15 protein-coding genes are annotated in these 13,852 nt (G+C 68.4%); 7 read left to right on the top strand and 8 right to left on the bottom strand.

Going from position 1 to position 13,852, the window contains the following annotated elements; genetic code table 11:
* Positions 1-92: 92 nt before the first annotated feature.
* From radC to QRD43_RS10685, 3 genes are all read left to right on the top strand, one after another.
* Positions 93-764: a RadC family protein gene (gene radC, locus QRD43_RS10695; protein WP_285982446.1), complete on the top strand. Its 672-nt coding sequence runs from the start codon at positions 93-95 to the stop codon at positions 762-764.
* Position 765: 1 nt separating this feature from the next.
* Positions 766-1,422: a Smr/MutS family protein gene (locus QRD43_RS10690; RefSeq protein WP_285982445.1), complete on the top strand. Its 657-nt coding sequence runs from the start codon at positions 766-768 to the stop codon at positions 1,420-1,422.
* Between the two features lie 286 nt (positions 1,423-1,708).
* The gene (locus QRD43_RS10685) at positions 1,709-2,353 is read left to right on the top strand and encodes a hypothetical protein (protein ID WP_285982444.1); all 645 of its coding nucleotides are present in this window, start codon (positions 1,709-1,711) and stop codon (positions 2,351-2,353) included.
* A 109-nt stretch (positions 2,354-2,462) separates the two neighbouring features.
* Here the strand turns inward: QRD43_RS10685 and QRD43_RS10680 are convergent, their stop codons facing one another.
* From QRD43_RS10680 to QRD43_RS10670, 3 genes are all read right to left on the bottom strand, one after another.
* Complete coding sequence (locus tag QRD43_RS10680; protein WP_285982443.1) at positions 2,463-2,873, bottom strand: group II truncated hemoglobin; 411 nt, start codon at positions 2,871-2,873, stop codon at positions 2,463-2,465.
* An 84-nt stretch (positions 2,874-2,957) separates the two neighbouring features.
* Positions 2,958-3,761 carry a MinD/ParA family protein gene (locus tag QRD43_RS10675; RefSeq protein WP_285982442.1) on the bottom strand — a complete coding sequence of 268 codons (804 nt, stop codon included), beginning with the start codon at positions 3,759-3,761 and terminating at the stop codon, positions 2,958-2,960.
* Positions 3,758-4,480, bottom strand: a complete 723-nt coding sequence (locus QRD43_RS10670) for a GGDEF domain-containing protein (protein WP_285982441.1) — start codon at positions 4,478-4,480, stop codon at positions 3,758-3,760. Before QRD43_RS10670 ends, QRD43_RS10675 begins: the two co-directional genes overlap by 4 nt.
* Before the next feature lie 195 nt (positions 4,481-4,675).
* On the opposite strand from QRD43_RS10670, the gene QRD43_RS10665 reads away from it, so the two are divergent.
* From QRD43_RS10665 to QRD43_RS10650, 4 genes are all read left to right on the top strand, one after another.
* Positions 4,676-5,530 (top strand): CheR family methyltransferase, encoded by an 855-nt coding sequence (locus QRD43_RS10665; protein WP_285982440.1) that lies wholly within the window; start codon positions 4,676-4,678, stop codon positions 5,528-5,530.
* A gap of 55 nt (positions 5,531-5,585) precedes the next feature.
* Complete coding sequence (cheD, locus tag QRD43_RS10660) at positions 5,586-6,254, top strand: chemoreceptor glutamine deamidase CheD (RefSeq protein ID WP_285982439.1); 669 nt, start codon at positions 5,586-5,588, stop codon at positions 6,252-6,254.
* A gap of 21 nt (positions 6,255-6,275) precedes the next feature.
* A complete protein-coding gene (locus tag QRD43_RS10655; protein ID WP_285982438.1) occupies positions 6,276-7,370 on the top strand; it encodes a protein-glutamate methylesterase/protein-glutamine glutaminase in 1,095 nt (364 codons plus the stop codon).
* A gap of 121 nt (positions 7,371-7,491) precedes the next feature.
* Positions 7,492-9,279: a GGDEF domain-containing protein gene (locus QRD43_RS10650; protein ID WP_285982437.1), complete on the top strand. Its 1,788-nt coding sequence runs from the start codon at positions 7,492-7,494 to the stop codon at positions 9,277-9,279.
* Positions 9,280-9,336: 57 nt separating this feature from the next.
* Here QRD43_RS10650 and hemW read toward each other — a convergent pair whose 3' ends face one another.
* Genes hemW through QRD43_RS10625 form a run of 5 tightly spaced genes read right to left on the bottom strand, consistent with a single transcriptional unit; the run spans position 9,337 to position 13,852 of the window.
* A complete protein-coding gene (hemW, locus tag QRD43_RS10645; protein ID WP_285982436.1) occupies positions 9,337-10,554 on the bottom strand; it encodes a radical SAM family heme chaperone HemW in 1,218 nt (405 codons plus the stop codon).
* Positions 10,555-10,597: 43 nt separating this feature from the next.
* Positions 10,598-11,212, bottom strand: coding sequence for a non-canonical purine NTP pyrophosphatase (locus QRD43_RS10640; protein ID WP_285982435.1), 615 nt, complete (start codon positions 11,210-11,212; stop codon positions 10,598-10,600).
* 23 nt (positions 11,213-11,235) lie between these two features.
* Positions 11,236-11,970: a ribonuclease PH gene (gene rph, locus QRD43_RS10635; protein ID WP_285982434.1), complete on the bottom strand. Its 735-nt coding sequence runs from the start codon at positions 11,968-11,970 to the stop codon at positions 11,236-11,238.
* Between the two features lie 11 nt (positions 11,971-11,981).
* The gene (locus tag QRD43_RS10630; RefSeq protein ID WP_285982433.1) at positions 11,982-12,887 is read right to left on the bottom strand and encodes a PP2C family protein-serine/threonine phosphatase; all 906 of its coding nucleotides are present in this window, start codon (positions 12,885-12,887) and stop codon (positions 11,982-11,984) included.
* Complete coding sequence (locus QRD43_RS10625; RefSeq protein ID WP_183102784.1) at positions 12,884-13,852, bottom strand: serine/threonine protein kinase; 969 nt, start codon at positions 13,850-13,852, stop codon at positions 12,884-12,886. The genes QRD43_RS10630 and QRD43_RS10625 overlap by 4 nt, the downstream gene beginning before the upstream one ends.

Genomic DNA, 13,852 nt, shown 5'->3' with positions numbered 1-13,852 from the left:
TTTAGGCTGGACGACAATGCCGCCCCGCGCTTGCCGACTTTCCGCTCCATTCCTTTGGCCGCACCTTTGGCCTAACGCAAGCCGGATCCCCCATGCTGCATGACCTGCCCGCCTCCGCAAGACCCCGCGAAAAGCTGCTCTCCCGGGGGCCGTCCGCCCTCGGCGACGCCGAGCTGCTGGCCCTGCTCCTCGGAACCGGGCTCAAGGGCAAGCCGGTGCTGATGCTCGCCCAGGAGCTTCTCGACCACTTCGGCGGTCTCGCGGGGCTGATGCAGGCGCGCCACGAGGACATGCGCAGCGCCCGCGGCCTCGGCCCCGCCCGTCGTGCCAAACTGGCGGCCGTGCTGGAAATTGCCCGGCGCACCCTGCAGTCGCGTTTGCAGCGCAGTGCCAGCTTCGATGCCCCCGAAGCCGTCAAGGCCTATTTGCAGCTGCAACTCGCCCACCTCGATCACGAAGCCTTCGCCGTGCTCTTTCTGGATGCCCAGCATCGCCTCATCCGCATGGAAACCCTCTTTCACGGCACCCTCACCCAGACCAGCGTCTACCCCCGCGAGATCGTCAAGCACGCCCTCGCGCTCGGGGCCGCCGCGGTGATCCTGGCCCACAACCACCCCTCGGGCGTCGCCGAGCCCTCCCGGGCGGACGAGCTGCTCACCCAGCGCCTCCTGCAGTCGCTGGCGCTGGTGGAAGTACGGGTGCTGGACCACATCGTCGTGGCCGCGGGCCACAGCGTGTCCATGGCCGAACGAGGGCTCATCTGACATGCGACGCAAACCCGACACCCCCGCCCTGCGCAGCCTGCAGGACCTCGGCCCGATGCACCAGGAGCTGCAGCGGCGCCAGCGCGAGGAGGAAGCCCGCCGCGAACGCGAGGCCGCCCAGCGGCGGCTGATGGAGCGGGAGGCCCGCATCTTCGAGCTGAGCGTCGGCCCGGTGACGCCGCTGCCCGACACCGGGCGGGTGATCCTCGCCGGCGCCCCGCCACTGCCCGAGCCACGGCAGCGTGAGCTCGACGAGCAGGCCGTCCTGCGGCAGGCGCTGTCGGACGATTTCGATGTCGAGTCCCTCCTCGAGACGGACGAGACACTGTCCTTCCGCCGCCCCGAGGTCAGCCTCGAGGTCGTGCGCAAGCTCCGCCGGGGTCATTGGGCCCTGCAGGCGCAGATCGACCTGCACGGCCTGCGGCGCGACCAGGCCCGCGAGGCCATCGGCACCTTCATCCACGACAGCGCGCGGCGCGGCATGCGCTGCGTGCGAGTGGTCCATGGCAAGGGCAACGGCTCTCCCGGGCGCGAACCCGTGCTCAAGACCCGGGTGCGGCGCTGGCTCGTGCAGAAGCAGGAAGTCCTGGCCTTCGTCCAGGCCCGCCCGAGCGATGGCGGCGCAGGTGCGCTGATGGTGCTGCTCAACAGCCCCTGAGCCGCCGGAACGATGCCGCGGATTGAGGCCGCGGATTGAGGCCGCGGATCGAAGCCATCGAGCATCCGCTTCACAGCTGAACGCCAGCTTGCAGTCCCCCCACTTGTGATGGGCTCACGACACTCCCGCCTTGCGGCGCATTCCCGATTGACGCCCGTGCGGCCATCTCGTTAGTCTGATCCTGCGGCACACCCGACGGGCGACTCCCGGCGGTCCGTCAGACAGGCGCCCGGGACGGTGTCACCGTGTAGTTCTCATTCCACAGACAGCCATGAGAGGACCGCACATGAGCGACTTGCATTCACTCGAACTCCCGAAGCGAAGCGCCAAGGGCATCGGCCTGGTCATCGTGACCCATGCCTTCATCATCTGGGGCCTGGCCGCCGGCCTGACCACGCACTTCACCAAGAAGGAAACGCCACCGGTCACGCTCATCGAGATGCCGGACAAGCCTCGCACGGTGGAGCCACCGCCGCCGGTGACGCACCCCGTGGAGTTCGTCCCGGTGATCACGCCGGTGGTGCCCCCGACCGAAGTGCGGATCGACATGCCGGTCTCGCCCATCACCGTCGATCCCGCGACCCACAGCAAACCCGTGGACGGCCCCGGCACGGGCGGTACCGTGGGCATCCCGGGCACCCGGGACGTTGGCGCCACGCCCACGGCCGGCCCGCTGCGCGCCGAGGCCGTCTGTGACGTCATGACCATGCCGGAGGTCCCTGCGGTGACCTGGAGCGGCCGTGCCAGCTTCCGCGTGCAGGCGCACCTGGTGGCCGGCCGCGTGGCGGAGGTGCAGTTCCTCAACGTCACCGGCGGCATGGACGCGCGCAGCCGGCGCGCCCTGCAGAACGCCGTCCAGACCGCGCTGGGGGCCTACCAGTGCCGCGGCAGCCAGGCCTTCGAGCAGGAATTCGTGTTCAACATCCAGTAAGCCGCCGCCGACACCCGGACGAACGGACGCCGAGGTGGGCTCGCCCCCTCGGCGTCTTTTTCATGGGTCTCGTGCTTCGAGCGTCCGCGCCCGGGCTGGCGGGGGCCCTTCAGCCGCCGATATTGCGCATCCAGTCCGCGGTGCCCATGAAGGCCTCGTCCAGGCGGGTCTGCAGGGAGGGGTCGAGTGCCAGCTCCGTCATGGCCTGGCGCATGCAGGCCATCCACTGGTCCCGCTCGCGGATGCCGATGCGAAAGGGCATGTGCCGCGCTCGCAGCCGAGGGTGGCCAAAGCGCTCGACGAAGTGGTCGGGGCCGCCCAGCCAGCCGCACAGGAACCAGAACAGCTTGTCCCGGGATCCGGCCATGTCGGTGGGATGCAGGGCACGCAGCTCGGCATAGGCCGGCTCGAGGTCCATGAGGTCGTAGAAGCGATCCACCAGGGCACGCACGGCATCCTCGCCGCCGACCCATTCATAGGCGCTGCGCGGCGCCGCCTTGTTGTCAGCCTGGTCAGTCATGCCGCCAGCTTAGCAGCGCGGCCACAGGGACGCCGGGCACAGCCACCTCCGCCTGGCGGGCGGTGCGCCTCCTGGGCGCGGACTTCAGCCCAGCAGGCGGTTGGCGAGGGCCTTGATGGACTGGGCGGCATCGCTGCCCGGGAAGTGTTCCAGCAGCAGCTGCCGCTTCAGCACGGCCTGGCGCACAGCAACGTCGGCCTTCACCTCTCCCAGCAGCTCGAGCTTGAAGCCCTGGCCGGGCGCCGAGCTGACGAAGCGCTGCAGGACCTGCTGCAGCTGGCCGCAGATCAGCTTGCCCTCGCCCGGCCGCGAGGCCTGGTTGAGCACCAGGCCGACATGCCGGCGGTCCTGCTGGGTGGCCAGCACCTTGATAGTGGCGTAGGCGTCCGTCAGCGAGGTCGGCTCGGGGGTGGCCACCACCAGCACGTCGGTGGCCAACGACACCGAATAGAGCACCACGTCGGAGATGCCAGCCCCCGTGTCCAGCAGGACCCAGTCGAAGCGGGGCTTCACCAGCTCGATGATGTGCAGGAGCTTCTCGCGAACCTCGGGCGTCAGCCGGGAATACTCGACCATGCCCGAGCCGGCGAGCAGCACGTGGAAGCCGCCAGGGGCCGGCAGGATGGCCTGCTCCAGGGTCGCCTTCTCGGTGAAGACGTCATGCAGCGTGATCTTGGGATGCAGGTTCAGCACCACATCCAGGTTGGCCAGACCCAGGTCGGCGTCCAGCACGAGCACGCGCTGCCCCCGGGCCGCCAGCGCGGCGGCGAGGTTGGCAGTGACGAAGGTCTTGCCGACGCCGCCCTTGCCGCTGGTGACGGCCAGGGTCCGGGCGCCACCGCGGCTGGGCCGGGCGGGAGATGCAGCAGGCGCTGGGGTGGTACTCATTCGCTTTCCTGTTGCGTTAGGGCAAACAACATGCTTTTTTCATCGGCGCTGACCAGGGAGTCGGGCTGCGCTTCCAGGCAGGCGCGGTTGCGCCCCTCCGCCTTGGCCCGGTACAGCTGGCGGTCGGCGCGCTCCATCCACAGCAAGGCCGAGGACCTCACCCATTGCGGCGCAAAGGCCCCGCCAAGGCTGACCGTGATATGGAGCGACAGTGCCGGCGTGGCCTGGATCGACAAGGCCTCCACCTGCTCGCGGATGCGTTCCGCCACCGTGACGCCGAAGGTCGCCGGGCAGTTCGGCAGGATGATGGCGAATTCCTCGCCGCCGACCCGCGCCACGGTGTCCATGGGGCGCACCGTCTGCATGAGGGCCTTGGCCACGGCCTGGATGACGAGGTCGCCGGCGGCGTGGCCATGGGTGTCGTTGACGGCCTTGAAGTGATCGATGTCCAGGATCAGCAGCAGCGCCGGTTCGCCGGAGCGGGCGACGCGATCGACCTCCCGCGACATCGCCATCTCGAAGCTGCGGCGGTTGACCAGGCCGGTGAGCGCATCCTTGCTGGAGAGGTCGCACAAGGCGTCCATCACGGCCTGCAGCCAGTTGGCGCTGTGGGGCTCGGTGTCCGGCAGCATGGCGCCAGCCTGCTGCAGCAATTGCAGCGCGGGCTCCAGGCGCAGGTCCTGGACGTCGATGAGTGTGCGGCTTGAACTGGAAGGCAAGAGCGTCCCCTGAGGATGCGAGGGCAGTCTATCAGCGCCCAAGTGCGCAAACTGGCACGAAATGACCAGTTCTCCCTGCCTAGTTTTTACATTCTTGCCACGGCGGGCTCACAGATACTGGAAAACACCCGAGAATCGACTCGACAGGCCCCTCAGAAGGCCTTGCCGATAAACCAGGAGCAGCGAGCAATATCCATGCGGCCCACCCTGCCAGCGTCCCCCGTTGCCGAGTCCGTGGACCACGAGTTCAGTTTCAGTCGCAGCGATTTCGATCGGGTGCGCCAGCTGATCTACCAGCATGCAGGGATCAGCCTGCACGACGGCAAGCACGCCATGGTTTACAGCCGGCTGTCCCGCCGCCTGCGCGACACCGGGCACACCTCCTTCGCCAACTACCTCCAGTGGCTGGAATCCACCACCGGCGCGCAGAGCGAGCAGGAATGGCAGGAGTTCGTCAACTGTCTGACGACCAACCTGACCTCCTTCTTCCGGGAAGAACACCACTTCCACGCGCTGCTGGACGACCTCAGGCCGCTGGCCGGCAAGCCCGTGCGCATCTGGTGCTGCGCCGCCTCGACGGGCGAGGAGCCCTACTCCATCGCCATGACCTGCTCCGAGGCCCTCGGCAGCAATGCGCAGGTGCAGATCGTCGCCAGCGACATCGACACCAACGTGCTCAACACCGCGCGCCGCGGCGTCTACAACGCCGATTCGCGCGGGCTGTCCCAGGCGCGCCTCAAGAACTTCTTCATGCGCGGCACGGGCGCCAACGAGGGCCGCATCCGCGTCAAGCCGGAGTTGCAGCGCTGGATCGACTTCAAGACACTGAACCTGATGAATGCGCAGTGGCAGCTGGGCGAGCCTTTCCAGATCGTCTTCTGCCGCAACGTGATGATCTATTTCGACGCCCCGACGCAGCGCAAGGTGCTGGAGCGCATCCACAAGGTGATGCGTCCGCAGGGCCTGCTCTTCGTCGGCCACTCCGAGAACTTCACCGAATCCAAGGACCTGTTCCGACTGCGCGGCAAGACCATCTACGAGCGCGTCTGAGCCGGGCACCGGCCCGCCCCTCCATCTTCCTGAGCCCTCTGGCCGAGACACCATCATGAGCACGCCCTCCCCCACCTCAGCCGTCAGCGCCCTGCAGGCCAGCGGCGTTGGCGCCGCGCGTGTGGCCCAGCTGAAAGCCGTGCCCCGCAAGCAGGGCGAGGCGTCCTTCTTCTTCTACGACGCGCACTTCAAGAATGCCGCCGTGAAGGTCCTGCCCGGCGAGTACTTCGTCGACACGGAAGACCTGCTGGTCATGACCACGCTGGGCTCCTGCATCGCGGCCTGCCTGTGGGACCGCCACGCGCAGGTCGGCGGCATGAACCACTTCATGCTGCCCGAGGGTGCCGGGGACTCGGGACGCTACGGCTCCTTCGCCATGGAACTGCTGATCAACGAGATGATGAAGCGCGGCGCGTCCAAGGGCCGCATGGAAGCCAAGATCTTTGGCGGCGGCGCCGTCATCAGCGGGATGAACACCATCAACGTCGGTGAGCGCAACACCAACTTCGTGCTGGACTACCTCAAGCTGGAACGCATTCCCGTGGTTTCGAAGGACGTGATGGACGTCTATCCCCGCAAGGTCTGCTTCCTGCCCCACAGCGGCAAGGCCATGGTCAAGCGCCTCGCCCCCACCAACACCGACGCCCTGCTGCAGCAAGATCGCGCCGCCGCCCAGAAGGCCCAGCCCGTGGTCGCCACCGGCGGTTCCATCGACCTGTTCTGACGCGCAACGAGGGAAAGAGCAATGGCCAAGACCAAAGTCGTGGTGGTCGATGACTCCGCACTGGTGCGCAGCATCCTCACCGAGATCATCAACCGCCAGCCGGACATGGAATGCATCGGCGCGGCCGCCGACCCGCTCGCGGCCCGCGAGATGATCCGCAACCTTGATCCCGACGTCATCACGCTGGACGTCGAGATGCCCAAGATGGACGGACTGGACTTCCTGTCCCGCCTCATGCGCCTGCGGCCGATGCCGGTGGTGATGGTGTCCACGCTGACCGAGCGCGGCGCCGAGGTGACGCTCAAGGCGCTCGAGCTCGGCGCGATCGACTTCGTGGCCAAGCCCAAGATCGGCGTGGCTGACGGCATCCGCCTGCTGGCCCAGGACATCACCGACAAGATCCGCGTGGCTTCCAAGGCCCACATCCGGCGCCACCATGCCCCCGCGCCCGCCGCGGCGCCGGGCGAGGCGCCGGTGGCGCCCAAGCCCGTCACCATCGCCAACATCGGGCGGCTGTCGACGGAGAAGATCATCTTCATCGGCGCCTCCACGGGCGGCACCGAGGCCACCAAGGACGTGCTGGTCAACCTGCCGCCCGACAGCCCGGCCGTCGTCATCACGCAGCACATGCCGCCGGGCTTCACCAAGAGCTACGCCGCGCGGCTGGACGGCCTGTGCAAGATCCGAGTGAAGGAAGCGCAGGACGGCGAGCGCATCCTGCCCGGCCATGGTTACATCGCCCCGGGCGGCATGCACCTGAGCGTGGAACGCTCGGGCGCAAACTACATTGCCCGCGTGCAGGACGGCGAGCCCGTCAACCGGCACAAGCCGTCGGTCGAGGTGCTGTTCAGCTCCGCCGCCCGTGTCGTCGGGCCGAACGCCCTGGGCATCATGCTGACAGGCATGGGAGCCGACGGCGCCCGCGCCATGAAGGTCATGAAGGACGCCGGCTCCTACAACTTCGTGCAGGACGAGGCCACCTGCGTGGTCTTCGGCATGCCGCGCGAGGCCATCAATGCCGGTGCGGCGGACGAGATCCTGCCGCTCAGCCAGATCGCGCCCCGCCTCATCGAGCGGCTGCGCAGCACCGCCGGCTTCTCGACCAACCGGGTGTGACCCCCGCCGCACCCGCCGTGCGCGGGTGCCGGGCGCCAACTTTGTCACGGCGAGGCTCCTTTCGCATCAGCGCGGGATCGGCGTCGTCGCCCTGTCACGGAGGCCGGCCACAGTGCCGGGCATGCCAGCGGCCCTCCCCCTTCTACGTCCGGTTCCCCCGGCCCTGCGCGTCCGCGACCTGATCGACGGCGAGCAATTGCGCACCCTGTTCCAGCCCATCGCCGCCCTCGACTGCAGCAGCATCCACGGCCATGAGGCCCTGGTCCGAGGCCCCGAGGGCTCGCCCCTGGAGTTTCCCGACGCCCTGTTCGAGGCCGGGCGGCGCGAGGGACTGAGCGTCGAGTTGGAGGTGCGCTGCGCCCTGCTGGCCATGCGCGACTGGGCGCAGGCGCGCCTGCCGGGCAAGCTCTTCATCAACATCTCCGCCGGCGCCTTGAGCCTGGCCCTGAGCGACCAGCACTGGCAGCGCGGCCTCGGGCTGTGCGAGCGCTATGGCATCACGCCGTCCGACATCGTCGTGGAGCTCACCGAGCACGAGCGCGTGCACGACATCGACAGCCTGCGCCGCGGCCTCGTGCGCCTGCGCCGGCTGGGCGTGGGCATCGCCCTGGACGACTTCGGCGACGGGCGCTCCAGCCTGCGCCTGTGGTCCGAGATCCAGCCCAATCTGGTGAAGATCGACAAATACTTCACCCAGCACCTGCCCGCGCATGCCGAGAAACTGCAGACCTTCCGCGCCCTGCTGCAACTGGCCGAGACCTTCGGCGCGCAGCTCGTGGCCGAAGGCATCGAGCAGGCCGAGGAGCTGCGCGTGCTGCGGGACCTGGGCGTGTCGTACGGACAGGGATGGCTGCTGGGCCGGCCGAGCGAGGCCGGCGCGCGCGAGCTGCCGGCCGGTGCCCGTGCGGTGCTGGTCAGCGCCGACATCGCCGTGCTGCCCGAGCTGCGCCGCGCGGGCGGCCCGGGCATCACCGCGGACCACCTGGCCCAGCAGCTGCCGGCCGTCAGCCAGGCAACGACGCACGAGCAGCTCTACCGCTTCTTCAACGAGCACGAGAGCCAGCAGGCCGTCGCGGTGCTGGATGCGCAGGAGCAGCCGGTGGCCCTGGTCGATCGCAGCCAGTTCATCAACCGGTGGGCCAAGCCCTTCTTCAACGACCTCTACGGTCGCCACGCCTGCACGCTGTTCGCCAACACCTCGCCGCTGACGGTCGATGCCCAGACCGGGCTGGACGCGCTGACCCGCGTGCTCACCTCCGCCGACCAGCGCTACCTGCGCGAGGGCTTCATCATCACTCGCGAGGGACGCTACCTGGGCCTGGGGACGGGCGAGCACCTGGTGCGCTCGGTGACCGAGGCACGCATCGAGGCGGCACGCCATGCGAATCCGCTGACCTTCCTGCCCGGCAACATCCCCATCAGCCAGCACATCGGGCGCCTGCTGAGCAGCGGCCGCAGCTTCGTCGCCGCCTACGCCGATCTCAACCACTTCAAGCCCTACAACGATCTCTACGGCTACTGGCGCGGAGACGAGATGATTCGCCTGGCGGCCCGTGTGATGAGCAGCCACTGCGACAGCCAGCGCGACTTCCTCGGCCACGTGGGCGGCGACGACTTCGTGATCCTGTTCCAGAGCGATGACTGGGAGACGCGCTGCGAGCAGATCTGCACCCGCTTCAACGAGCTGGCACGCGGCCTGTTCGACCCCGAGGCCCTCGCCGCGGGCGGCATCATGGCCGAGGACCGCCACGGCAACCTGCGCTTCCACCCCTGCACCACGATCAGCCTGGGCGTCGTTTGCATCAGCCCGGGCGCCCTGCATCGCGCCGAGGACGTCGCCAGTGCCGCGGCCAACGCCAAGCGCCATGCCAAGCACTCGAAGCAGAGCGTCTACGTGATGGCCGCCTGATCGGGCAGGAAGCTTCCGCTGCGGCGATCGCCGCACGAGCCTGGTGCGGTGCCGAGGTCACGCCGCCAGGAAGAGCTCCTGCAGATCGCTCAGGAAGTCGAAACCGCGTTCGGTGGCGGCAATGCGGGCGGGGTCGGCCCTCAGCAGGCCCTTCTCCCGCCCTTGCGCCATGGCCCGCGCGATGCTGGACGGCGGCAAGCCGGTGCGCTCCAGGTACTGCTGCAGCGCCACGCCGTCCTTGAGCCGCAGGGCGTTGAGCATGAACTCAAAGGGCAGTTCGGCGCGCTTGACCTCGTGCTCGTTGGACACCGCCCGGCCGGCAAGCGCCTCACGCTGGTAGGCCGCCGGCTCGCGCCATCGCACCTGACGCAGCACGCGGTGCGGGAAGGAGAGCTTGCTGTGGGCGCCGGCGCCGATGCCGAGGTAGTCCCCGAACTGCCAGTAGTTGAGGTTGTGCGTGCAGCGGTGGCCCGCGCGCGCGTAGGCCGACACCTCGTAGCGTTCCAGGCCCATCGCGCCCGTGCGGGCGGTGATGAGGTCCAGCATGTCGCTGGCCAGATCGGCATCGGGCACCGGCGGCGGCTCCACCGCGAAGCGCGTGTTGGGCTCGATCGTCAGGTGATAGACGGACAGGTGCGGCGGGCGGAAGGCCAGCGCCTGGCTCAGGTCCTGATCCAGCTCGCCCAGGGTCTGGTCCGGCAGCGCGTACATCAGGTCGATGTTGAAGGTCTCGAACACCTCCGCCGCCTCGGCCACCGCCGCGCGGGACTGCGCGCCGTCATGCACGCGCCCCAGGCGCTTGAGCTTGGCGTCGTCGAAGCTCTGCACGCCGATGGACAGCCGCGTCACGCCGGCCTCGCGGAAGCCCCGGAAGCGGTCCTTCTCGAAGGTGCCGGGATTGGCCTCCAGCGTGATCTCGCAGCCAGCCTCGAGCGGCAGACGTGCCCGGATGTCGGAGATGAGCTCGGCGATCTGTTCGGGCGCGAAGAGGCTGGGCGTGCCGCCGCCGATGAAGATGCTGACCACGGGGCGCCCCCAGATCAGCGGCAGCGCCGCCTCCAGGTCAGCCCGCAGTGCTGCCAGGTAGGCGCGCGCGGTGTCCACGGGCAGGCTGGCGCCACCCGCGTCGCTGCGCCATTCGTGCGAATTGAAATCGCAGTAGGGGCACTTGCGCAGGCACCAGGGCAGATGCACATAGAGTGACAGCGGGGGAAGCGCCGGCAGGCTCAGCGTGCCGGGGCGCATCAGCTCGACGAGCCGGTCGGGATGGGACATGGTCAGACTCCTGGCGCCGCCCAGCGGCCGGCGTCCATCACATTCAACGCAGCTGCCAGACCTCGCGGAACTGCTGCAGCAGGCTGGCAGAGGCCAGCGCGCGGTGGCTCAGGCGGTTCTTGTCGGCCGCGTCCAGCTGGGCCACGGACCGGCCAAGGGCCGGGATGAACATCAGCGGATCGTAGCCAAAACCGCCCTCGCCGGCCGCCTCGCGGCGGATCTCACCCTCCCAGCGGCCCATGGCCACCAGCGGCTCGGGGTCGTCGGCACGGCGCACGGCCACGAGAGCACAGACGAATCGCGCGGTGAACGGCGCCCCATGAGCGCCCAGCGCCAGCTGCTCGAGCAGCACGCGGTTGTTGTCGGCATCGCTCTTGGGCTGCCCGAAGAGCGTGGCATAGCGGGCCGACAGCACGCCGGGCGCGCCGCCCAGGGCGTCGACGCTCAGGCCGGAGTCGTCCGCCAGCGCAGGCAGGCCGCTGGCCGCCGCGGCATGGCGCGCCTTGGCCAACGCGTTCTCGACGAAGCTGGGATGCGGCTCCTCCGCTTCCGGGATGCCCAGCTCGCCCTGCGTCACGAGCGCCAGCCCCACGGGTTGGAACAGCGCCTGCAGCTCCTTGAGCTTCTTGGCATTGTTGGAGGCCAGCACCAGCTTCATCGTCCGCTCCCCGCCCTGTCCGCTCAGACCAGGCCCAGGGCCTGGCGCTGCGCTGCCAGCAGCTCGCCGATGCCCTTGTCCGCCAGGTCCATCAGCGCATTCATCTCGGCGCGGCTGAACGCGGCGCCTTCCGCCGTGCCCTGCAGCTCGACGAAGCCCCCGCCGCCGGTCATCACGACGTTCATGTCGGTGTCGCAGGCGGAGTCTTCGGTGTATTCCAGGTCCAGCAGCGGCGTGCCTTCCACGATGCCCACGGAAATCGCGGCCACGGCGTCCTTGATCGGGGAGCGCGAGATCTTGCTCTGGGCCAGCAGCCAGCTCACGGCGTCGTGAGCCGCCACATAGGCACCGGTGATGGCGGCCGTGCGGGTGCCGCCGTCCGCCTGGATCACGTCGCAATCGAGGTGGATGGTGCGCTCGCCCAGCGCGGCGAGGTCAAAGACGCAGCGCAGCGAGCGCCCGATCAGGCGCTGGATCTCCTGCGTGCGGCCGCTCTGCTTGCCGCGCGCCGCTTCACGGTCACCGCGGGTGTGCGTGGCGCGGGGCAGCATGCCGTACTCGGCCGTCACCCAGCCCTCGCCGGAGCCCTTCTTGTGCGGCGGCACCCGTTCCTCGACGGAGGCCGTGCACAGCACCTTGGTGTTGCCGAACTCGATCAGCACCGAGCCTTCGGCATAGCGGGTGTACTGGCGGGTGATGCGCACCGGGCGCAAAGCATCCGCGGCGCGCTCGTCGGCGCGTCGGAAAGTCGCAGTCATGGGGAAACCTTTCAGGCTTGTTTCTTGCCGGCGCGGCGGATCGCTTCCTGGATCTCGCGCACGCTGTTCTCGATCTCGGCTTCGCTCAGCTCGGCGCCGGCCTCGCCGCGCGCCTGGATGGTGGAGGCGAAGGAGTCTTCGTCCAGGCCTTCGGTGGAGATGGAGTCCAGGGCTTCCTGTTCGTCGCCCTCCCATTCCACGGCCAGGGCGGTCACGTTGTCACAGCGCGCGCCGCCATTGCGCAGCGCCTGCTCCACCAGTTCCGGCACGGCATCGGAAATGATGCGGGCCGAGAGGTACTGGGCGATGCTGGTGTCCGCCACGGTGCTCCACAGGCCGTCGGAGCACAGCAGGATGCGGTCACCGGCCTCGAGGGGAATGGGGCCGCAGATGTCCACCATCGGCTTGCCCGGGCTGCCCAGGCAGGTGAAGAGCACGTTGCGGTTGAAACGCTCGCTGCCCTGGGCGGCATGGCGGCCAAGGGCCTCCTGCAGCTCGCTGTAGGAGTGGTCACGCGTGCGGGCCATCAGCTCGCCGTTGCGCAGCATGTAAAGACGCGAGTCCCCGCAATGCGCCCAGTAGGCGACGCCCCGCTGCATCACGCAGGCCACGATGGTGGTCCGCGGGGTGTCCGGCAGGCCCTTCTCCTGGCTGTAGCGCAGCAGCTGCTGGTGGGCGATCTGGACGGCGTCGTCCAGGAACTGCGTGGGGTTCTTCAGCACGGGCTGGGCCTCGCGCTGGAACATGCTGGCCACGGTCACCAGGGCCATCTGCGCCGCCACCTCACCCTCGGGATGCCCGCCCATGCCGTCCGCCAGGACGAACAGGCCCGCATCGCGGGTGTAGCAATAGCCCATGCGGTCTTCGTTCTTCTCGCGACCGCCGCGGCGACTCACTTGGTAGACGCCGAATTTCACGCCTTGGCTCCGGTCTTGAGGTTCTCCAGCTGGAGCTTGAGGCGTTCACTGAAGCTCAGCTTCGTGTAGCGACGCTCGGTTTCCCGTGCCAGCTCCTTCTGCAGCGCAAACACGCTTTGCGGGCGGGACAGGGGGTCCAGGGACATGCACCATTCGGTGACTTCGATGAGGTTGTCCGAATACACGTTGCGCAGGCGCGAAAGGCTGAGGCTGAGGCGGTCTTTTTCGAGACGCTGGGGGGCGTCATTGGGCGGATACCCCTGCATGCAGGCGTAGATGCAGGCGCCAATGGCGTAGATGTCGGTCCAGGGACCCAGGGACCCATCCCGCCGGTACATCTCCGGCGCGGCAAAGCCCGGGGTGTACATGGGGCGGATGAAGTTGCCTTCCTTGGAAAGCACTTCGCGGGCCGCGCCGAAGTCCAGCAGCACCGCCTTGTTGTCGTTGGTGATGAAGATGTTCGCCGGCTTGATGTCCAGGTGCAGCATCTTGTGCTGGTGCACGATGCGCAGGCCCTTGAGGATCTCGTCGAACAGCGAGCGGATGGTGGATTCGCGGAAGACCTTGTCCCGCTTGAGGTCGCGGGCCGTCACGATGAAGTCCTGCAGGGTGTCCCCCTGCAGGTAGTTCATGACCATGTAGACGGTTTCGTTCTCGCGAAGGAAATTCAGCACCGAAACCACACTGGGGTGCGAAATCTGCGCGAGAGAGCGCCCTTCCTCGAAGAAGCTGCGCAGCCCCAGGCGGTAGAGCGGCTGCTTCTCGGGCTTGACGCGCGGCGTCAATTCGCCCGGCGAGCGCTCGGCGAGAGAGGCAGGCAGGTACTCCTTGACGGCAACAAGGTGGTGGTCAGGGTCTTCAGCGAGATAGACCACGCCGAAGCCGCCTGCCGCCAGTTTCTTGACAATCTGGTAGCCCCCGACCACGGTTCCCGCAGGCAAAGGCGCCGGTTTCGGCTTTGACAT

The organism is Roseateles subflavus, assembly GCF_030285365.1.
GTDB classification, from domain to species: Bacteria; Pseudomonadota; Gammaproteobacteria; order Burkholderiales; family Burkholderiaceae_C; genus Roseateles_B; species Roseateles_B subflavus.
The sequence above is the reverse complement of the archived record's forward strand: the minus strand, read 5'-3'. Positions and strand labels throughout refer to the sequence as shown.